The sequence below is a fragment of the Streptomyces sp. NPDC054975 genome (genome assembly GCF_053609105.1).
Genome location: NZ_JBSGWV010000056.1, coordinates 1 through 19,522 on the forward strand (window position 1 = coordinate 1; position 19,522 = coordinate 19,522).

At 69.2% G+C, this 19,522-nt stretch carries 21 protein-coding genes, 1 tRNA gene and 1 pseudogene; 22 read left to right on the forward strand and 1 reads right to left on the reverse strand.

The window, feature by feature from the left end:
* The 13 genes and pseudogenes from ACWF79_RS30185 to ACWF79_RS30245 form a co-directional block, all read left to right on the forward strand.
* Positions 1 to 322 (forward strand): annotated as a pseudogene (locus ACWF79_RS30185) (DUF2637 domain-containing protein); the annotation flags it as partial.
* On the forward strand, positions 319 to 726 hold the full coding sequence (locus ACWF79_RS30190; RefSeq protein WP_453731345.1) for an RRQRL motif-containing zinc-binding protein: 408 nt from the start codon (positions 319 to 321) through the stop codon (positions 724 to 726). The pseudogene ACWF79_RS30185 and the gene ACWF79_RS30190, both read left to right, overlap by 4 nt.
* Entirely contained in the window at positions 687 to 1,304 is a 618-nt protein-coding gene (locus tag ACWF79_RS30195) for a hypothetical protein (RefSeq protein WP_453731346.1), read from the forward strand. Before ACWF79_RS30190 ends, ACWF79_RS30195 begins: the two co-directional genes overlap by 40 nt.
* A 2-nt stretch (positions 1,305 to 1,306) precedes the next feature.
* Positions 1,307 to 1,522, forward strand: coding sequence for a hypothetical protein (locus ACWF79_RS30200; RefSeq protein ID WP_453731347.1), 216 nt, complete (start codon positions 1,307 to 1,309; stop codon positions 1,520 to 1,522).
* A 148-nt stretch (positions 1,523 to 1,670) separates the two neighbouring features.
* The gene (locus tag ACWF79_RS30205) at positions 1,671 to 2,636 is read left to right on the forward strand and encodes a hypothetical protein (protein ID WP_453731348.1); all 966 of its coding nucleotides are present in this window, start codon (positions 1,671 to 1,673) and stop codon (positions 2,634 to 2,636) included.
* A gap of 18 nt (positions 2,637 to 2,654) precedes the next feature.
* Positions 2,655 to 3,047, forward strand: a complete 393-nt coding sequence (locus ACWF79_RS30210; protein WP_453731349.1) for a hypothetical protein — start codon at positions 2,655 to 2,657, stop codon at positions 3,045 to 3,047.
* Between the two features lie 13 nt (positions 3,048 to 3,060).
* Positions 3,061 to 5,223, forward strand: coding sequence for a type IV secretory system conjugative DNA transfer family protein (locus ACWF79_RS30215; protein ID WP_453731350.1), 2,163 nt, complete (start codon positions 3,061 to 3,063; stop codon positions 5,221 to 5,223).
* Positions 5,220 to 5,678 (forward strand): DUF6197 family protein, encoded by a 459-nt coding sequence (locus ACWF79_RS30220; RefSeq protein ID WP_453731351.1) that lies wholly within the window; start codon positions 5,220 to 5,222, stop codon positions 5,676 to 5,678. The genes ACWF79_RS30215 and ACWF79_RS30220 overlap by 4 nt, the downstream gene beginning before the upstream one ends.
* A gap of 17 nt (positions 5,679 to 5,695) precedes the next feature.
* Positions 5,696 to 5,857 carry a hypothetical protein gene (locus tag ACWF79_RS30225; protein ID WP_453731352.1) on the forward strand — a complete coding sequence of 54 codons (162 nt, stop codon included), beginning with the start codon at positions 5,696 to 5,698 and terminating at the stop codon, positions 5,855 to 5,857.
* Positions 5,858 to 5,956: 99 nt separating this feature from the next.
* Positions 5,957 to 6,805, forward strand: coding sequence for a bifunctional DNA primase/polymerase (locus tag ACWF79_RS30230; protein ID WP_453731353.1), 849 nt, complete (start codon positions 5,957 to 5,959; stop codon positions 6,803 to 6,805).
* Between the two features lie 2 nt (positions 6,806 to 6,807).
* A complete protein-coding gene (locus ACWF79_RS30235) occupies positions 6,808 to 8,283 on the forward strand; it encodes an ATP-binding protein (protein ID WP_453731354.1) in 1,476 nt (491 codons plus the stop codon).
* A 471-nt stretch (positions 8,284 to 8,754) separates the two neighbouring features.
* On the forward strand, positions 8,755 to 8,952 hold the full coding sequence (locus ACWF79_RS30240) for a helix-turn-helix domain-containing protein (RefSeq protein ID WP_453731355.1): 198 nt from the start codon (positions 8,755 to 8,757) through the stop codon (positions 8,950 to 8,952).
* Positions 8,952 to 10,097 carry a tyrosine-type recombinase/integrase gene (locus ACWF79_RS30245; RefSeq protein WP_453731356.1) on the forward strand — a complete coding sequence of 382 codons (1,146 nt, stop codon included), beginning with the start codon at positions 8,952 to 8,954 and terminating at the stop codon, positions 10,095 to 10,097. Before ACWF79_RS30240 ends, ACWF79_RS30245 begins: the two co-directional genes overlap by 1 nt.
* 64 nt (positions 10,098 to 10,161) lie before the next feature.
* On the opposite strand, the gene ACWF79_RS30250 is transcribed toward ACWF79_RS30245, so the two are convergent.
* Positions 10,162 to 10,237 (reverse strand) — tRNA-Arg (locus ACWF79_RS30250).
* Positions 10,238 to 10,884: 647 nt separating this feature from the next.
* Between ACWF79_RS30250 and ACWF79_RS30255 the strand changes: the two genes are divergently transcribed.
* The 9 genes from ACWF79_RS30255 (at position 10,885) to ACWF79_RS30295 (ending at position 19,508) form a co-directional block, all read left to right on the forward strand.
* Positions 10,885 to 11,529: a YybH family protein gene (locus tag ACWF79_RS30255; RefSeq protein ID WP_453731357.1), complete on the forward strand. Its 645-nt coding sequence runs from the start codon at positions 10,885 to 10,887 to the stop codon at positions 11,527 to 11,529.
* A gap of 218 nt (positions 11,530 to 11,747) precedes the next feature.
* Complete coding sequence (locus ACWF79_RS30260; RefSeq protein ID WP_453731385.1) at positions 11,748 to 13,052, forward strand: 3-deoxy-7-phosphoheptulonate synthase; 1,305 nt, start codon at positions 11,748 to 11,750, stop codon at positions 13,050 to 13,052.
* Positions 13,040 to 13,663, forward strand: coding sequence for an isochorismatase family protein (locus ACWF79_RS30265; protein ID WP_453731358.1), 624 nt, complete (start codon positions 13,040 to 13,042; stop codon positions 13,661 to 13,663). Before ACWF79_RS30260 ends, ACWF79_RS30265 begins: the two co-directional genes overlap by 13 nt.
* Positions 13,660 to 15,633, forward strand: a complete 1,974-nt coding sequence (locus ACWF79_RS30270; RefSeq protein ID WP_453731359.1) for an anthranilate synthase family protein — start codon at positions 13,660 to 13,662, stop codon at positions 15,631 to 15,633. The genes ACWF79_RS30265 and ACWF79_RS30270 overlap by 4 nt, the downstream gene beginning before the upstream one ends.
* A complete protein-coding gene (locus ACWF79_RS30275) occupies positions 15,630 to 15,977 on the forward strand; it encodes a hypothetical protein (RefSeq protein ID WP_453731360.1) in 348 nt (115 codons plus the stop codon). The genes ACWF79_RS30270 and ACWF79_RS30275 overlap by 4 nt, the downstream gene beginning before the upstream one ends.
* Positions 15,974 to 16,594 (forward strand): phenazine biosynthesis FMN-dependent oxidase PhzG, encoded by a 621-nt coding sequence (gene phzG, locus ACWF79_RS30280; RefSeq protein WP_453731361.1) that lies wholly within the window; start codon positions 15,974 to 15,976, stop codon positions 16,592 to 16,594. The genes ACWF79_RS30275 and phzG overlap by 4 nt, the downstream gene beginning before the upstream one ends.
* Before the next feature lie 43 nt (positions 16,595 to 16,637).
* A complete protein-coding gene (gene asnB / locus ACWF79_RS30285; protein WP_453731362.1) occupies positions 16,638 to 18,494 on the forward strand; it encodes an asparagine synthase (glutamine-hydrolyzing) in 1,857 nt (618 codons plus the stop codon).
* Positions 18,495 to 18,552: 58 nt separating this feature from the next.
* On the forward strand, positions 18,553 to 19,044 hold the full coding sequence (locus ACWF79_RS30290; protein ID WP_453731363.1) for a PhzA/PhzB family protein: 492 nt from the start codon (positions 18,553 to 18,555) through the stop codon (positions 19,042 to 19,044).
* A 53-nt stretch (positions 19,045 to 19,097) separates the two neighbouring features.
* Positions 19,098 to 19,508, forward strand: coding sequence for a VOC family protein (locus ACWF79_RS30295; RefSeq protein WP_453731364.1), 411 nt, complete (start codon positions 19,098 to 19,100; stop codon positions 19,506 to 19,508).
* Positions 19,509 to 19,522: the final 14 nt, after the last annotated feature.

Here is a 19,522-nt window from a genome sequence, read left to right on the forward strand (position 1 = left end):
GGAGCGTGAACGCCTTGAACGCGAGGCTGAACAGCGCCGCGAAGCCGAGCGTCTCAAGCGTGAAGCCGACGCCCGCCGAGAGCGGGAGGCGGCGGCGGAGCGGGCCGCTCGTGAACGGGCCGCGCTGCTCTCGGGCGGGCCGGTGGACGAGAAGCTGACCGAGGACCGCGCCCGCGACGTCGTGCAGGCAGCGTTCATTGAGGGCCTTCCGGTGCGGGCGGCTGTGGAGCTGTGCGGCTGGTCGGTCGGCTGGGTCTCCACCCGCTACCAGGAGCACCGCGAAGCCGCCGCCGGGCGGATGCTCGAAGGCGCCACGTCGTGAGCGCGCTGCCGGTCTACCGGTGGCGCCTCGCCCCGGATGGGCTCGCCACCCGACGGCAGCTCCGGGCGCTTGGCCTGCGGCCGGGCGGACAGGACGTCGTCGCCCAGGTCGAACGCCCCCGGCGCCGCCGAGGGCCGCTGGTCGCCTACCTGTACCGGATCGACCGCGCCCAGCCCGTGCGGCCCATGACCCCGCGTCGGACTGCCGCCCTGGCGAAGGCCAACGCCGCGCGCCGCTGGTGCCCGGCCTGCCGACGCGACGCCGGATACGTGATCCCGGCCGCACTCGGCACGTGCACCCCGTGCGCGTACCCCGAACCGATCAGCACGCCTGACGCACCCGAGCACTGGAAGGAGGAACTGCCATGTCCGGGATCGACTGGGACGAGGAGTTCACCCGCATGAATCCCAAGGCCCCTGAGGCCCCCGAGAAACTCAGCACGCCGTCCAAGGTCTCGGCCAAGATCGGCGGTGTCCGCCGCAACCCGGCCGCTCTCGCCGTGTGCGGCACAATCGCCGTCCTCGCGGTGTGCGGCACGGTGGTGGCCGTCACCAGCATGCAGGGCGAGCAGGCCGCCCAGGAGCGTGCGCGGGCCAAGGAACAGGCTGCGAACGCCCTGGTCGAGGCAGAGGCCGACGAGAAGCGGGCGCAGACCGAGGAAGCCGCCGCCAAGACCCTGTACGAGCGGGAGATGGCCGTCTACCTGGAGTGCATGAAGGTCCGGGCGAAAGCGGTGGCCAAGGCCGCCTCCTACGACGTCGCGGAGATCCCCGCGTGCGACGCCCCGACCCTCGGCGGCGCAGCCCCCAAGCAGCAGGAAGCCTCCGGGTCCGGCGGCGGGTTCACGTCCAGCCCGTGGCTGTGGGTGGCTCTTGTCGGCGGCGGGGGGCTCCTCGCCTACAAGAAGCTCTCCACGCCCTCCGGTTCGAGTGCGGTCGCCCCCGCGAACAACAAGGGATTCACCTTCGAGAAGGGTGCATGAGAATGACGCTCCAGTTTTTCGCCCTGGCCCTGTTCTGCTGGGCTCTGTTCTTCACCTTCAAGAAGACCAAGGGAAAGCAGATGGCGATCTGCCTGATGCTGATCGTCTCCGGGATCTTCCTGCCGTACACGCCGTTCAGCGACCCGGTCCGCAGCACGCTGGAGTCGGTCTTCAGCACGGCGAACGACACGGTCAGCAACATCGGAGCCTCACGCTAAGCGAGCGCCCGTACCGGTTACCGGTTACCGGTTACAGGACCCAGACGGCCCCCCGCTCCGGGCTGAGCGGCCCGAACCGCCGTTCGCAGGTGCTGTAACCGGTAACCGGTAACCCCCGACAACTACACAGTGTTACGGAAGGAGGCTCGTGGATCTCCTCATCCTGCTCGCCATCACGTACCTCATCGGCGTGGACAACACCCACGGCAAATACGAGCAGGCGGGCATCAAGAAACCCCCGCCGAAACCGAAAACGAAATGGCAGCCGACCAAGGCTCCGGACACCTTCCGAAACTCCTCCTACAACGCCGCAGCGAAAGCGCATTACGGGCTGCTCGCGGGTGCTCACTGGGCCGGAGGGCTGCGTGACGGGTGGCGTTCCGCCTACCTGAAGAAGCCGGGCCGTAAGCCTTCCGGTTCGCCCTCCGCCGCACCTCCTCCGGGGCCCTCCGCGCCCACCCCGGGACCCACCGTCCCGCCGAGGCCCACCACACCCCCGCAGCCCCCCACGCCGCCGACCGCTCCGCCGCCGTCGGCCGCCGCTCCTCCCACACCTGCGCCGGGGCCGACCGTCCCGCCGCCCGGCACTGTCCCCCCGCCCCCGGCCGTCACTCTCCCCGAGCAGTTCAGGAAGGACCCCGCGATGCAGCCCAACCCGCCCATCCCGCACTCCGCGACCGTCGACGACAAGGGCATCCATGTCACGACCGCTGCGGGCAAGTCCCGTACCTACAGCGGCGGTGAGGTCATGACCCTCACGCAGGTCATCGACCTCGCCGAGGGAGCGGCCACCCTGTGCCAGTCCAGCACCGAGGCCTGCCTGGAACTCGTGGACGAGTCCGCTCAGCTGGCTGCGGACTGCGACGTGCTGATCGCTGAGATCACGGAGAAGGGCGTCGGCGAGAACCTGATCGGCAAGTGCGAGCAGCTCAAGGAGCAGCTCGACCTCCAGGCCGCCGCCGCGAAGAAGCTCCACGAGCAGATCCAGGGCGGTGAGGAGGCGTGCCGGACCGCGTCCGCGAACGCGGAGGTCCGCCACGGCCAGATCTTCCGGGCCGTGGCGGACTCCCCGCTGACCAAGCCCGCCGAACGCGACTTCTACAACGCCCGATAGCAGAGGAGCAGCCCCCGTATGACTGCCACCGAATCGCTCAGGGACGCCGCGACGTATGCGGCCCTGCGGACCAAGCTCGCCTGGCTCACCCATGAGGTCCACACCCACGCCGAGACCGTCACCCAGCTCACCACCACCGTGGACGAGACGGCGGAACAGATGCAGGACGCCTCCGAAACGATGAAGGCGCTGGCCGTCGATGCCGCCACGACCGCCGAGTTCGCCGACGCCGCCCTCGTGATGAGCGGGGCCAGGGAAGCGGCGGGCGCCTACACCGCTGCGGCGGACAGCGCGGCGGCAGCCGCCGACGACGCCAAGAGCACCGTCGAGTCCGACCACGGCGGCATCGCCGACGCCGTGGACACCTCGCCCGTCGACATGGCCGAGGCCGCCTTCTACACCCAGCAGTAAGGAGAGCAGGATCATGGGGCCGACCCGAGCACAGTTCATCCAGTACGCGCCCGCCGCCCTCGCTCTGGCATCCACCACCGTCGGCCCCTGGTCCGCTCTCGCTGCCGCAGCGGCCGGAGCGGGGGCGTGGGCCATCAACGCCTCCGCTCCCGCGCTGCGCTCCCTGATCGCCTGCGGCATCACCACCAGCGGATGCGGCATCGCCGCCCACCAAGTGCTCGCGTCCGGTATGGACCCGCTGTTCGCCCTCGGGCTTGCCGTACCGGCCGGGGCAGCTGTCCTCGCCCACCACCGCAACACCGCCGACCAGCTCCCCGCGCTCCCCGTCATGACTGCGGCGGCGGGTCAGACCTCCCAGGCGCAGCTCATCACCGCCTGGTGGGCGGAGTTCATCTCCGGGCCGACCCAGACCGAGGGCCGCAAGCTCATCCAGCCCGGGGCCGACCTCGCGCACCTCGCCATCGATGCCGGGGACGACAACGTGTCGTTCACCGGGATCATCACCCTGCCCCAGGGCCAGCAGGTCCGGGTCAAGGCCGCCGACATCGCTGCCGTCTACCAGATCCCCGTCTCCCAGGTGGAGTTGGGCGACCCCAAGCACTACGCGCCGAACGCCCTGCCCGTCACCGTCCACCTCAAGAAGCCGTCGGCGGCACCCGAGATCGCGGCCGGTACCCCGACGACTCCCGAGGAGCTGTGGGCCGCACACGTCGCCATCCCGGAAGGAGCGATGCCCGGCACCACCCTGGCCCTCACCCGCTACGACGGGCCCCTGGACTGGGAAGGGATCGCCACCCGCGACCGCAAGGCCATCGGCACCGTCAACATCCAGGACCTCGCGGGCAATCTCGACCTGGAGACCATTCAGATCGCTCTCGCCCCGACCGACAAGCCCTCGCAGATGGGCGTGCGCGTGATGAAGGAACACGCGCTCATGCACGGCACGATGCTCTCGGCGGTCGTGGACGAACTGGCCATGGACGCGCGCGGATACATCCGCCTGGGCACCTACATCGACGCCCGCCCCGCCCTGGTCCCCCTGGCCCAGCCCGGCTCCGGCGCCCGCCACCTCTACCTCGTCGGCGGGTCACGGTCGGGCAAGTCCGGGATCCTGGAACAGATCCTGCTCTCCGCCCACCGCTCCCGCATCGGCGTGATCCTGGCCTCCCCGCAGGCCGGAACCATCGCCGGAGCCTCCCTGGCCGCCTACTGCGGCGACGGCCTGGACGAAGCAATGGGCGCCCTGCGCCTCGCCTACGCGCTGATGCTCGACCGCGAAGCCCGCTACCGGTCCCCGGCCTTCCCCTTCACCGACCCACTGATCCTGGCCGTCATCGACGAAGCGCACATGCTGCTGTCGGTCTCCTCGCCCTACCACGCGGAGGCCAAAGCGATCGTCGAGCAGCTCACCCGCCGGTCCCTGAAGCGGGGTATCGGGGTCGTCCTGGCAACGCAGACCCCGCTGGCCGAAGACCTCGGTAACTCAACCGTCATCCGCTCCCAGCTTCTGATCGGCGGAGGCGCGGTGTTCCTGCGCTGCGCCAAAGGACAGGGCTCCCTGGTCGGCGCGAACGCCGTCGAAGGGGCGGAGGGCATCGACCTGTCGAGGATCCCCTCCTCGTGGCCCGGCCAGTACGCCAAGGTCGCCGAACGGGACATGAGCGGCCTGAACACCGAAGCCGCAGCCGAGCCCGAGGACGGCACCTTCGGCCTCGGCTACCTCCTCACCCCCGGCTCCCAAGCCGTCCAGTTCCGCTCCCTGCACCTCGACGTCCCGCCCGCCACCCTCACCCGAGGCCTGCCCCCGGTCGCTGTCGAGGACTGCGACGCCTGGCGCCACCAGGAGGCGATCACACGCACACCGATGGTCGACCAGCGCGGCAAGAACCTCATCGGCAGCCTCGCCGACCTCCTCGCTGCGGCCCAGAAGAAACCGACCGCACTGCAACAGCAGCGGCCCGAGACCGGCCCCGCCAGCCCGGCCGGGCCTCCGGACGGACAGGAGCTGATCAAGCCACGAATCCTCGAACTCCTCCGCGACGAATCCATCCCCATGACCGCCGAAACCATCGCCCGAAAGCTCGGCACCACCGCCAGGAACGTCAAACCGCGCCTGTCCGAACTGAAGAAGCGCGACGAGATCACCAACGAAAACGGCCTGTGGAGGGCAGCATGACCACCCGCACCCAAAGCGACTTCACCCCCATCGACCACGACCTGTATGCGAGGGCGTTCCAGCTTCTCGACCCCGCCCCGGAACCCGTCGCCCCCGCGGCTCCGGCCGCGCCCTCACCGGGCCCCGTCATCCCCACCGCCCCGCCCGTGCACCGGCCCGGCCCGGTCGAGAAGACCCTCACCGACGCGCTCGCCTTCCTCGACACCCACGGCTGGGCCAGGTACAGCCTCATCCACGCCGACGGCGCCCGCTGCTCCATCGGCGCCCTACGAGCAGCCGCAGGAGCCCGCAACGCCGCCTACCGCGACGCCGGAAACCTCCTCCTGGACGAAGCCCGCCGCCAGCACGGAAAGCGGTGGGAGTCGATCCCATCCTGGAACGACACCCACACCGGCGCACAGGTACGCAGCGTCTGGGAGGCCGCCATCCGGCACGCACACCACCACAACCTCTGAGCCTGGAGCCAACCCCCTTGTCGTTCTCGTTCACCGACCCCCGGCCGAACAACGACCGCGCCTTCTCCTTCACCGAGCCGGACCCGGAAGACCTGGAAAAGCAGCTCCAGACGATCGCCGACATGGCCCACGAAATCCTCCGCCTCGTCGCCGAGGTCCGCAGACAGATCAGCAACTGAGCACCGCGCCCGGCAAACACAAAGAGGGCGGCCCCGTCTCGCCAAAGTCCGGGCCGCCCTCATCCACACCTAGTCAACAGACCTGTGGAGGACTCCAGCATGACCCAACCCACACCCTCCGCGCAGCTCCGCGCGGCCCTCGACCTCGCCCAGCGGGGCATTCCCGTGCTGCCGTTACGCGCAGGCAAGGGCCCCATGGGCAACTGCCGCGCCTGCCAGAAGAACGCCTGCGGCGGACGGCCGAACATGAAGACCCCCGGCAGCTGCCAGTGCGCGGCGCCCTGCCACGCCTGGGCCGCCGCCACCACCGACCCACACGTTCTCACCTCCGCCGCCTGGGCCCCGGCCTGGCGCCAGGCTGCCGCCGTCGCCTACCACCCCGGCGGTGCGGGGCTCACGGTCGTCGACCTAGACAACACCAACGCGATCGCCTGGGCCCGGCAGAACCTGCCCACAACGCGGATCGTGCCCAGCACTCGCGGGCAGCACTGGATCTACCAGGGCACGATGCAGTCCGCCAACGCCGTACGGCCCGGCGTGGACATCAAGTCGACCATGTCCTACGCCCGCTGGCTCGGCACCGGCGATGGCACCCTGGCACCGCTTCCGGCGTACGTTCGCAACCTGATCGTCCGGGCGCCCTCTGCCGTCCGTCCGGTGCCGTGCACGGTGTCCGCTCCTGCCGGAGGCGGGCAGTGCCCCCACCGCTCGCCCGCCTTCCTGGAGCGCGGCATCGCCATGGCCGAACAGCGCGTCACCGAGGCCACCAATGCGATCCACACCACCGTGTTCCGGACGTTCCTCGCGGTGCTGTCCGCCCACGGCAGGTGCGGCTGCCTCACCGAAACGCACGTCGCTCGGCTGTTCACCGCCGCCCAGGCCAAGGGCGAATCGCCCCGGCACTGCGCGGACGCGTGGGCCAACGCCCGTACGAGCTTGGGACTGTGACCATGGCCGACGACGAGAAGAACCCCGCCCGCGAGGTCATCACCGACTACGCACAAGCCAACTTCCGGTACTTCCGCACCGCCGACGGCACCGTCTACGCACAGAAGAACGGCCACCCCGTCGCCCGCCCCATTCGCTCCCAGGGCATCACCGGCAGCCACCGCCAGGAACTCATGGTCGGGCTGTTCCGTGACGGTCTAGGCGTCTTCAACGGCACCGCCTTGAAGGAGGCACTCGACTTGATCGAAGCGCTCGCGCTCTCCGAGGACGTACAGACCACGCACATCCGGGTCGCCCCGGGATTCGGCGGAGCGACCTGGCTGGACCTGGGCCGCGACGACGGCAAGTCCGTCCGTATCCACCCCACCGGCTGGAAAGTCCTCACCCCCGACCCCCGCGAGGTCTGCTGGCGACGCACCCAGCTCACCGGCGAACTACCCCTGCCCGCCGAGAAGACGGACGGCAAGGGCATCGACCTCCTGATGCGGCTGTGCAACTTCGCCAGCGCCCAGGGCGAGAGCCTGGCCCTGGCGTGGCTGATCGGCTGCCTGGGGCCGTCCGTGCCAGTCCCCGCCCCGTTCCTCACCGGCCCCCAAGGCGCGGGCAAGTCCACCGCCGGACGGATGCTTGTCCGCATCATCGAAGGAATGGGCGGGGACCTTCGCCGGGCGCCGAAGGACGAAGAGAACCTGATCACGGCCGTGGCCGCCGGATGGATCACAGCCCTGGACAACCTCTCCCACCTGGGACCGGACCTGTCCGACCTCATGTGCTGCATCGTCACCGGAGCCGAGACCGTCAAACGCGCCCTGTTCAGCGACGGTGACGTCTACCTCTCGCGCTACCGCCGCCCGATGCTGCTCACCGGCATCGACGTCGGCGTCATCCGCCCCGACCTCGCCGAACGACTTCTTCCGCTGCGCCTCGAACGGCCCAAGGTGCGGCGCACGGAAGCGGAACTGTGGGCGGAGTACGAGGAAGCCCTGCCAGTCATCCTCGGCTCCCTGCTCGACCTCACCGTCACAGTCCGCGCCACCCAGGCAGACATCCCCACCGACCTGCGCATGGCCGACTTCGCGCACCTGTGCGCGCAGCTCGACGCGGCCACCAGCCTCGGAGCCCTGGACGCATACCGGGCCAGCCTCGACGACCTCAACGACGACGTCATCGAAGGCGACCTACTCGCCCAGACCGTCCTCAAGCACGCCGCCGGACTCGCCCCGGGAGCCGAGATGCGGATGACGTCCTCGGAGTGGCTCCACGCCCTCACCGGCCTCTACAACGGCGAAGAATGCCGTCCCGTGCCCAAGGGATGGCCCACCACCGGCAAAGTGCTTTCCGACCGCCTCAAGCGCCTCCAGCCCACCCTCGCCGCCCGGGGCGTCCTCATCGACTGGGGCCGCACCGGAGCCGCCCGTTACATCGAAGTGACCCGACCCGCCACCCCGGCCCCGGAGCAGCCGGACCCGATGTTCTGACCCGCGACGCCCCCTTGGCGACCGAACAGGCAAGAGGAGCACCCCGGGCCAAGCAGAGGGGTGCTCCTCTTGTTGTTCGGCGGCTCGCCGCCGCCTGAAGGACGTGCCGCGTAGCGGCTCCTTCTTCACTTTCTGAGGCACGCACAACTACAGACCCCCCTCTTTTTTCCTAAGAAGGAAGAACTGCGTCACCTGCGTCACGACACCCCCGCACTCGCCCCGTGACCTGCGGATACGGCGATGACGCAGACGCCAATCTCTGCGTCATCTTGCGTCACCTGCGTCATCGCATGACGTAGGCCGTGACGCGCCGATGACGCACGCTGCTGCCCCTGCGTCACGCAAATCCGCAGGTCAGGCGCGCGAAAGACGCAGATGACGCAATGACGCAGAAATTCCAACCTCCGACAGGTGCGACCCGACAGGGGCCGTGCCCAATCCCGCTGCTGACCCAGTGACAGGAGAGCCACAGTGCCGACCGCACTCCAGCCCACGCCCCTCCTGCTGACCGTCCCGGAAACCATGGCCTTACTGAAGGTCAGTCGGCACTCCGTCTACAACCTGATCCGCTCCAAGCGACTCCCCAGCATCACCATTGGCCGCTCCCGCCGCATTCCCGCTGACGCGGTGCACCGTCTCATCGACACCGAACTGGAGGCCGCCGCCTGATGGCAGGCAGGAAGAACCCCAACGGCGCTGGCAGCATCTGGCAGCGCAAGGACGGCAGATGGGAGGCCCGGGTGTACGTACCGCAGCCGGACGGCACCCGCGCCCGAAAGACTGTCTACGGCAAGACCTGGGAAGAGTGCGACTCCAAGCGTCAGGAGCTTGTCCTGCGTGACAGACAGGGCGTCCCGACCCCCACACGATCGGCCCGCCTTTCGGAGTGGCTGCCGTACTGGCTTGAGCAGCACGTCGAACCCCGGCGCAAACTCAGCACCTACGACAAGTACGAGGCGCACGTACGTCTCCATCTGCTCCCGCTGCTGGGCACACGCAGCCTGGAGTCACTCAGCGCGGCCGATGTACGCCGCTTCCTCACCCGCGTACAGAAGGAGAAAACGGCGGCCACGGCCAAGGAGGCACACCGCGTCCTGCGAACCGCGCTTTCGGGAGCGGTGCGGGATGAGCTGATCACGCGGAACGTCGCGTCGCTGGTCGAGCCTCCGAGGGCCAAGCAGCGGGAAATCCGCCCGTGGACGCTGGAGGAGACGCTGAAGTTCCTGGAGGCCGCGAGGGGCGAGTCGCTCTACGCGGCCTTCGTTCTAGCCATCGCGATGGGGCTCCGTCGGGGAGAGTTGGTTGGGTTGAGGTGGTCGGATCTCGACCTAGAGAACCGGGTGCTACACGTTCGGCAGCAGACCCAGCGCCGTCGAGGAAAGCTCTACCAGGACGATCCCAAGAGCCGACGTCGGCGGGTTATCCCGTTGCCTGCACTGTGCATCGCTCCTCTCCGATGGCACCGGCTCAAGCAGCGCGAGATGTTCGCGGCGACCGGCGTCACCTGGTCGGAGGACGGTCCCGTCTTCGCGACCAGGAACGGCCGGACGGTGGAGCCGAGGAACGTCTACCGAGCGTTCACCCGCGTCGCGGCCGACGCAGGACTCCGTGTGGTCCGGCTGCATGATGCCCGGCACGGGTGCGCCACCTTGTTGACCGCCGCAGGGGTCGCCCCCCGGGTGATCATGGAGATCCTCGGTCACAGTCAGATCAGCATCACCATGGAGGTCTACACACACGTTGTGGACGACACGAAGCGGGAAGCGATCAGTCACATGGATCGGATGCTGAGGCGCCAACGTCCGGGTGCCTGACCCGGTTGCCGTCAGTTGGTGCAGTCAAACGGCCCGGAGCATGATCGCTCCGGGCCGTTTTGCCTGGTGCCCCCGGCAGGATTCGAACCTGCGACACCCGCTTTAGGAGAGCGGTGCTCTATCCCCTGAGCTACGAAGGCCGGTGGTGATCAGCCGGTGAGGCCGTTCGCCGCCGCCAGTGTAGCGGGTGGCGTGGGCGGCGTACTGGTGGAGGGGAGGGGTGGTGGGGGTGGTTGCTGTGATTGTTGGGGTGGCCGGCCACGCTCGTGGGCGGGTATCTGGCGGCAGCATCAGGACATGGACATTAATCAGTCACTCGATCGGCTGGATATGTACTAGGTGGGGGATTTCCCTGGCCTTGAGTTGCGACTTGCGTCGTTGATGGAATCCCGGTTTCCTCTTTCTTTACTCAGCGCTGCCTCGTCATGCGCTTTCTATTCACTGTCAGTGATCCGAGGGCTGGATACTGTCGCAAATCGGGCGGAAGTGGGGGGTGGAGGTCCCCGGAATGGGGGATTCCCTGTTCTTGATCTTTATCGAATTGGGTTCCGGGGGTGGTGGTACTCGCAGGTCATCGGCGTGTGTTCGGTATTCCGTTTCAAGCTCCGGATGTGCAAAATCGCGCCTCGGTGCCCTCTGTATTTCCAGAAGCGTTGACAGGGGGAGTTCCGGACTGTTGTATGACTGCCATCAAGGGGGCGCGATGGCAAATGGGCGCCGGTCGGAGGGCTCAACTCCGCAGATGCGTTGATTCAATCTTTTGCCATCTCCAGTTGGGGGAGATGTTTTGAGCAAAATCAAGCACACGCTTCCGATAGCTGCCGCAGCCATTGTGCTGACGGCTGGGGGCATCGCCGGCCCGGGCTTCATACAGGCCGAGTTGGCGGGCGCGAGCGCGACGACCACGACCACGACCACGACCACGACCGAGGATCCCTCGACCACCGAGGCTCCGGCGGAGACCGAAACCGGGGCGGCGGGCGTGGACAAGCGGACGGTCGCGAAGACGCCCGATCAGTTGCTGCAGCTACTCGGGGAGAGGATCAAGGCCAAGGACGTCGACGGGATCATCGCACTGCACGAGCCCGAGGCGGCGATCGTCAACTGGGACGGGTCGATCATCCGGGGGCACAAGGAGATCCGGGCGTTCTACATCGACTGGTTCAAGTCCGACCCGGTGCTCACCGTCAACCCACGTCAGACCGTCCTTGCGGGCGGAAAGCGCACCGGGGACGGAAAGGTGCGCAACCGCTCGGCGGCCATCATGGGCGACTACAGCCTGGAGCAGAACGCGGCCGACGGCACCCGCGAGCGCTTCACCGGCAACTTCTGCGACACCGTGCAGGAGCAGCCCAACGGAACGTGGCTGTACATCCAGGACAACCCGTACCCGCCGCACGGTGGGCCGGCGCCGACGGCCGCCCACCACTGACCCGACCGCCTCTGCGGGCGGTCTCGGCTTCTTTTGCTCAGTCGGCCGGCCGGTGAAAAACCCGTGCAGAACGGGACTGTGATCCGCCGTGCCGAAATTCAAGCATTCCGAGGAAAGTCCTGCCACCCATGCGATTTCACCGTCGTCATGGGTGGCCGGCCATCGGTCATTTCATGCGCGGACAGCCATGTGCCGACACGTCGGAGGTTTTGAGCAACTTGAACGTCACCTCGCTCGAAGTTTTACAGGCCCCGGTTGCGCAGCAGCAGCCTCAGTGGGGAGGCTCGGCGGAGATCCGGGAGGTTCAGGAGGTCCGGGACGCGCTGGCCGCCCTCCCTCCGCTCGTGGAGGCCGAGTCGCTGGGCAGGCTTCGCGGGCTGCTCGCCGAAGTCGCCGCCGGGCAGGCGCAGGTGATACAGGCGGGTGACTGCGCGGAGGATCCCGCGGAATGCACCGCCGGCGACGTGGAGCTCAAGGCGGGACTCATCAGCCTGCTCGCCGGCGTCATGAGCGAGATCACTCGTCAGCCGGTCGTGCGGGTGGGCCGGATCGCAGGTCAGTACGCCAAACCCCGGTCCATGAACACCGAGTTGGCCGACGGCGTCGAGATCCCGGTGTACCGAGGGCACATGGTGAACGGCCCGGAGCCGGAGCCGGGCGCACGACGGCCCGACCCTCTCCGGCTGCTGGCGGGGTACCGGGCGGCGAGCCAGGTCATGGCCCACCTCTGTCCGACGCCCCAGGCGCGCGTCGACCCTGCCGTGTGGACCAGCCACGAGGCGCTGCTGCTCGACTACGAGATCCCCATGCTGCGCCCCGACCGGAAGGGCCGGGTCGCGCTCACGTCCACGCACTGGCCGTGGATCGGCGAGCGGACCCGCCAGCTCGAGGGAGCCCACGTCGCGCTGTTGGCGGATGTGGTGAACCCGGTCGCGTGCAAGGTCGGGCCGCGTATGACGGTCGCCGAGCTGCTCGGGTTGTGCGAGCGGCTCGACCCGGAGAAGGAGCCGGGCCGGCTCACCTTGATCGCCCGGATGGGCGCCGACGCGACCATGGATCTGCTGCCGCCGTTGGTCCGGGCCGTGCGCGCCGCAGGACACCCGGTGATCTGGCTGGTCGACCCCATGCACGCCAACACCGTGACCACCGCCGAGGGCCGCAAGACGCGAGTCGTGGAGACGATCGTCCGTGAGGTCACGGCCTTCCAGGCCGCCCTCCGCACAGCCGGCGGAACACCGGGCGGGATGCATCTGGAGACCACCCCCGACGCGGTGACCGAATGCGCCGACGCCACGGACGGCACCGACCGGGTCGGGGAGAAGTACACGACGTTGTGCGACCCGCGGCTCAACCCACGCCAGGCGGTAGCGGTCGTGTCGGCCTGGCAACCGCCGGCGCCGGCGCCGGAGGCCCAGGCGCAACCGGGTACCCACGCGCAGGCGGAGGCCCAAGCCCAGGTGCAACCGGGTACGCAGGCGCAGACCATGACCGACCGAGCCGAGGGAGAACCGTGCCGGGCATAGCCCCGATCTCCGCCTATCCACTGCCCACGGCGGCTGAACTGCCCCTCAGCACGGCCCAGTGGAAACCCGACGCAGACCGTGCGGCCCTGCTCCTGCACGACATGCAGCGTTACTTCCTCGCGCCGTTTCCCCCGGCTGTACGCGAGCCGTTGGTGCGCCACTGCGCGCTGCTGCGGGAGCGCTGCGTCGCACTCGGGGTCCCGGTGTTCTACACCGCGCAGCCCGGCGGCATGACGGACGAGGAACGCGGCCTGCTGAAGGACTTCTGGGGTCCGGGCATGAGGGTGGACCCTGTCGACCGCCAGATCGTCACCGAACTCGCGCCCCGGCCGGCGGACCAGGTGCTCACCAAGTGGCGCTACAGCGCGTTCTTCCGCTCGGACCTGCTGGCGCGGCTGCGCGCCCAGGGCCGGGATCAGCTGATCGTCTGCGGGGTGTACGGGCACGTGGGTGTCCTGGCGACGGCCCTTGAGGCGTTCACCAACGACATCCAGACGTTCCTGGTCGCCGACGCCGTCGGTGACTTCTCCGCCGAGTACCACCGGCTGGCCCTCGACTACGCGGCCGCCCGCTGCGCGGTGGTCACCACCACCGAGGAGGTCTTCCGATGAACGCGACGCACTTGCTCGCGCACGTGCTGGGCCCCAACCCGGGGGCCTTCGCCCTGCTGCACCGCCCCGAGACCCTGGGCCCGGACCGCGTGGAGATCCTGCTGGGCCAGGTCACTACCCCCGCCCGGCTCGCCGACATCCCGCTCGCAGCCGACCAACCGCCCGCCGCCATCCCTCGGGCCGCCGGCCTACCGCCCGCCACCGACCTCCCACTGTCCGACCGGAGTCGGCGGCCCGGCGAGGCCCGGCACGAGACGCTGGTCCTGGTGCCTCACCAGCAGATCGCCGAGCGCGGTTTCGCCGCCGCCGCGGACGGCTCACCGCTGCTCGCGATGTCGGTGACCGACCAGGGGCGGATCACCACGTCCGAGGCGCTGAGATCCCTGCCGGACGAGCCGATCGCCCTGACCGGCGGGTGTTTCGACACCGACGACGAGGCCTACGCCGACACGGTCCGCGCGGTGCTCGACAACGAGATCGGCACCGGAGAAGGCTCGAACTTCGTCATCAAGCGCTCGTTCGTCACCACCATCACCGGCTACTCGACGCGCAGCGCACTGAGCCTGTTCCGTCGGCTGCTCACCCGGGAGAGCGGCGCCTACTGGACCTTCCTCGTGCACACCGGCACGCGCACCTTCGTCGGCGCCACACCGGAGCGCCACGTCAGCCTGCGCGACGGCGTCGCGGCGATGACCCCGATCAGCGGCACCTACCGCTACCCGCCCACCGGACCGGTCCTGTCGGAGGTCATGGAGTTCCTCACCGACGGCAAGGAGACCGACGAGCTGTACATGGTCCTGGACGAGGAACTGAAGATGATGGCCCGGGTCTGCCGGGGCGGCGGCCGCGTGCGGGGACCGTTCCTGCGGGAGATGGCCTGGCTCGCGCACACCGAGTACGTCATCGAGGGGCGCAGCGACCTCGACCCCCGGGACATCCTGCGGGAGACGATGTTCGCCCCCACGGTGACCGGGAGCCCGCTCGAGAACGCCTGCCGGGTACTGGCCCGCTACGAGCCGCGCGGCCGCGGGTACTACGGGGGCGTCGCGGCCCTCATCGGCCGCGACGCCGACGGCGCGCGCACCCTGGACTCGGCCATCCTCATCCGTACCGCCGACATCCGGCCCTCGGACGTCGACGGCAGCGGCCACGTGGAGGTCGGGGTGGGCGCGACCCTGGTCCGGCACTCCGACCCCGACGCCGAGGTCGCCGAGACCCGCACCAAGGCCGCGGGCGTGCTCTCGGCGCTCGGTGCCAAGGAGCGGCTCGCCGAGCACCCGCTGATCCAGGAGGCGCTGGGGAGACGTAACGAGACGATCGCCGGCTTCTGGCTCGGTGACGCCGAGTCGCCCGCACAACCCCACCCGGTGCTGGACGGCCGTAAGGCGCTGATCGTCGACGCCGAGGACACCTTCAGCTCGATGCTGGCCCACCAGCTGCGCGCCATCGGGCTGACCGTGGAGCTCGCCGGCTTCGACGCCGCCCACCAATTCGACGACCACGATCTCGTCGTCATGGGCCCCGGGCCCGGCGACCCGCGCGACACCGACCATCCCCGGATGGCCCATCTCACCTCGGCCATCGAGGAGTTGCTGGCGCGGCGCATCCCCTTCCTGGCCGTGTGCCTGAGCCATCAGCTGCTGTGCCGGCACCTCGGTCTCGAGCTGAGACGCCGGGAGGTGCCGAACCAGGGCACCCAGCGCGAGATCGACCTGTTCGGCTCACGGGAGCGCGTGGGCTTCTACAACTCCTTCGTGGCCCGCGCGCGGGCCCGGCAGCTGGAGTTCCCCGGCGTCGGCGAGGTGAAGGTCAGCCTCGACGCCGGCACGGGCGAGGTGCACGCCCTGCGCGGGCCGCACTTCGGCTCGGTCCAGTTCCACCTCGAATCCGTGCTCACCCAGGACAGCGAGCGCGTCCTGGCCGAGCTGCTCGTACCGCTGATGGAGAAAGCGGAGGTACTGAACGTATGAAGGCCACCTTCTCCTGGTGGGACCTCTCCGGGTCCGACCAGACCATCGACTCCCTCCGCGACTACCTGCGTGAGGAGGGCGTGGATCCGTGGACCGAGATCCACGGGCTGCGGTTGAAGTTCTGGATCTCCGACCGCGGGACCAACCGCTGGGGCGCGGTGATGCTGTGGGATTCCGCGGCCGACCTGACGGCACCGATGCCGCCCAACCGGGCCACCGAACTCATCGGCTACCCGCCGACCGAGCGGATGTCGACCGACATCGAGGCCATCGTCGAAGGCCTCCACTCGGGCCAACTGGCCGAGCGAGGCCTGGCCTTCGAGCCGATGAGGGAGGCGTCGTGAGCGCATCGCCCCCACCGCGGGCGGCCGAGGAGTTCTCCACCCCGCCCGCCGAGCCGATGAAGCTGCTCCAGGCCTGGTTCGACAGTGCGGTCGCGGACGCCGTCCGCGAGCCGGGCGCGCTCGCGCTCGCCTCCGCCGACGCCCGCGGCCAGGCCTCCAACCGGATCGTGCAGGTGCTCGCGGTGCGCGACACGGGTCTGGTGTTCGCCAGCCACGCCGACAGCCGGAAGGGCCGGGACCTGGCCGAGACGGGCTGGGCGTCGGGGGTCTTCTACTGGCGCGAGGCAGGCCGCCAGGTCATCGTGAGCGGCCCGACCGGCCCGTTGCCCGACGAGGAGTCCGACGCCCTGTGGGCCGCCCGGCCGGCCGGCGCGCACCCGATGTCGGTGCTGTCGCATCAGAGCGCGCCACTGCTGGACGAGGACGCGTTGCGGGAGCAGGCCAGGGAGCTGGCGCGGGCCGGCGCGGCGCTGCCGCGCCCGGACCGCTGGCTCGGCTATCTGCTGGAGCCGGCGTCGGTCGAGTTCTGGCAGGCCGACCAGGAGGACCGCTTGCACCGGAGGCTGTGCTACCAGCGCGACGGTTCCGGCTGGCGTACGGGCCGGCTCCAACCCTGACCCTGCTCCGGACCATGGACCCGAGAGAAAGAAAGGCACGTCGATGTGTGGAATTACGGGCTGGGTCTCCTTCGACCGGGATCTGACTCAGCAGCGCACGCAGCTGGACGCGATGACGGAGACCATGGCCTGCCGGGGACCGGACGCCTCAGGCGTCCGGCTCGACCGGCACGCGGCGCTCGGTCACCGAAGGCTCGCGGTCATCGACCTCGAAGGTGGCGTCCAGCCCATGGTGGTGCCCACCGACGACGGCCCGGTGGCGATCACGTACAGCGGTGAGGTGTACAACTACACCGAGCTGCGGAGTGAGTTACGGCGTCGGGGTCATCGTTTCGAGACCCGCAGCGACACCGAGGTGGTGCTCCACGGCTACCTGGAGTGGGGCGAGGCGGTCGCCGAACACCTCAACGGCATGTTCGCCTTCGCCGTCTGGGACTCCCGGGCCGAGAAGCTCGTGATGATCCGCGACCGGATGGGCGTCAAGCCGCTCTACTTCTCCAGCACCGACGACGGCGTGCTGTTCGGCTCCGAGCCGAAGGCGATCCTCGCCAACCCGCTGGCGGACCGGGCGGTCGACCTCGCCGGACTGCGGGAGCTGGTCAGCTTCACCCAGACCCCGGGGAGCGCGGTGTGGTGCGGGATGCGCGAGGTGGTCCCCGGTGGCGTCGTCACCGTCGACCGCTCCGGCCTGCGGGAGCGTCGCTACTGGACGCTGCCCACCCGTCCGCACACCGATGACCGGAAGACCACCGTCGCCACCGTGCGCGACCTGCTGGAGGACATCGTCAGCCGTCAGCTGGTCTCCGACGTGCCGCGCTGCACCCTGCTCTCCGGCGGTCTGGACTCCAGCGTGATCACCGCACTGGCCGCCGCCAAGCTCGGCCGGCCCGGGGAGCACGGCGAGGCCGGCGAGAAGGTGCGCAGCTTCGCGGTGGACTTCGTCGGGCGGGAGGACGACTTCGTCGCCGACGAGCTGCGGGGGACGACGGACGCCCCCTACGCGCGTGAGGTGGCCGCCCACGTCGGCTCGCAGCACGAGTCCATCGTGCTCGACCACGCCGCGATCGCCGACCCGGGGGTGCGCCGGGCCGTCATCACCGCGCGGGACAGTCCGCTCAGCCTCGGCGACATGGACGCCTCGCTCTACCTGCTGTTCCAGGCCATCCGTCAGCAGTCCACGGTCGCCCTGTCCGGGGAGTCCGCCGACGAGGTCTTCGGCGGGTACCGGTGGTTCCACCAGCCGGAGGTCCAGGCCGCGCAGACCTTCCCCTGGATGGCGGTCTTCGTCAGCGGCGCGCGGGCCCAGGTGTCCGACCGGTTCAACGCCGACATCACCGCCGCCCTCGACCTGCCCACGTACATTCGGGACCGCTATTCCGAGGCGGTCGGCGAGGTCGAGCGGGCCGAGGGGGAGAGCAACCACGAGATGCGGATGCGGGTGATGTGCCACCTGCACCTGACGCGCTTCGTCCGGATGCTCCTGGAGCGCAAGGACCGGATCAGCATGGCCGTCGGGCTCGAGGTCCGGGTCCCGTTCTGCGACCACCGGCTCGTGGAGTACGTCTACAACACCCCGTGGTCGATGAAGACTTTCGACGGCAGGGAGAAGAGCCTGCTCCGTGCCGCGACCGCCGACCTGCTCCCCGAGTCGGTGCTGAACCGGGTGAAGGCTCCCTACCCCGCCACCCTGGACCCGCACTACACGGCCTCGCTGCTGCAGCAGTCCAAGGAACTGCTCTCGACCGACGACCCGGTCTTCGACCTGGTCGACCGCAGCTGGCTGGAGGACATCACCCGGCAGGACTCGGGCACCATGCCGATCGACGTCCGCAACGGCATGGAGCGCGTGCTCGACCTGAGCACCTGGCTGGACCTCTACCGCCCCGAACTCCGGCTCTGACACGGAGTTTCCGCACCCCGTGCATTTCCCCGCCCACATCGCGAAACGAGGGATCGAGATGGGAACGGACAACACTCGGCCGGAGGGGCTCCAGGCCGACCTCGACCTGCGCGCCCGGCACCGTGCCGTCGTCGCGGACTACATGAGCCGCAAGGGCGAGAACCGGCTGACGCGCTACCTGCTCTTCACCGAGGACGGCAGCGCCGGTCTGTGGACCACCGACACCGGCACACCGGTCGCCTCCCAGGGGCACGAGAAGCTCAAGGCGCACGGCGAGTGGTCGCTGCGTATGTTCCCGGACTGGGAATGGAAGAACGTGGAGATCTTCGAGACACAGGACCCCAACAGGTTCTGGGTCGAGTGTGACGGAGAGGGGAAGATCCTCTACCCGGCCTATCCGCCCGGCCACTACAAGAACCACTTCATCCACTCGTTCCTGCTGGAGGACGGCAGGATCAAGCAGCAGCGCGAGTTCATGAACCCGTTCCAGCAGCTGCGCGCGCTGGGTATCGAGGTGCCGAAGATCGATCGCGGCGGAATCCCCACGTAGAAGACTTCGTTCCGCTCGTTCACGTCGTTCGCACGGACAGCAAGGAGCATCAGGTGGGATCTCAGCTCAACCCGTACATCGCCTTCGACGGAGACGCACGCCAGGCGATGGAGTTCTACCACGACGTCCTCGGCGGCAAGCTGGAGCTGGGCACGTTCGGCGACTTCGGCTCGACCGAGATGCCCGACGCCGACAAGATCATGCACGCCACCCTCAGCACCGCGGACGGCTTCACGGTGATGGCGTGGGACGTCCCCGAACGGGTGCCCTTCAACCCGGGCACCAACGTCGCGCTCTACCTCGGCGGCGACGACGCCCGTCTGCGCGAGTACTTCGAGAAGCTGTCCGCCGGCGGCACCGTGACGATGCCTCTCAAGAAGCAGATCTGGGGAGACGAGGCCGGCACGCTCGTGGACAGGTTCGGGATCACCTGGATGTTCAACATCCGTCGGCAGCAGGCCTGATCGCCTTGAGGGAT

Coding starts and splice junctions, on each gene's coding strand:
- ACWF79_RS30195 (WP_453731346.1), top strand. CDS start 687: ATGTCCGGGATCGACTGGGACGAGGAGTTCACCCGCATGAATCCCAAG.
- ACWF79_RS30200 (WP_453731347.1), top strand. CDS start 1,307: ATGACGCTCCAGTTTTTCGCCCTGGCCCTGTTCTGCTGGGCTCTGTTC.
- ACWF79_RS30210 (WP_453731349.1), top strand. CDS start 2,655: ATGACTGCCACCGAATCGCTCAGGGACGCCGCGACGTATGCGGCCCTG.
- ACWF79_RS30215 (WP_453731350.1), top strand. CDS start 3,061: ATGGGGCCGACCCGAGCACAGTTCATCCAGTACGCGCCCGCCGCCCTC.
- ACWF79_RS30220 (WP_453731351.1), top strand. CDS start 5,220: ATGACCACCCGCACCCAAAGCGACTTCACCCCCATCGACCACGACCTG.
- ACWF79_RS30230 (WP_453731353.1), top strand. CDS start 5,957: ATGACCCAACCCACACCCTCCGCGCAGCTCCGCGCGGCCCTCGACCTC.
- ACWF79_RS30235 (WP_453731354.1), top strand. CDS start 6,808: ATGGCCGACGACGAGAAGAACCCCGCCCGCGAGGTCATCACCGACTAC.
- ACWF79_RS30245 (WP_453731356.1), top strand. CDS start 8,952: ATGGCAGGCAGGAAGAACCCCAACGGCGCTGGCAGCATCTGGCAGCGC.
- ACWF79_RS30270 (WP_453731359.1), top strand. CDS start 13,660: ATGAACGCGACGCACTTGCTCGCGCACGTGCTGGGCCCCAACCCGGGG.
- ACWF79_RS30275 (WP_453731360.1), top strand. CDS start 15,630: ATGAAGGCCACCTTCTCCTGGTGGGACCTCTCCGGGTCCGACCAGACC.
- asnB (WP_453731362.1), top strand. CDS start 16,638: ATGTGTGGAATTACGGGCTGGGTCTCCTTCGACCGGGATCTGACTCAG.
- ACWF79_RS30290 (WP_453731363.1), top strand. CDS start 18,553: ATGGGAACGGACAACACTCGGCCGGAGGGGCTCCAGGCCGACCTCGAC.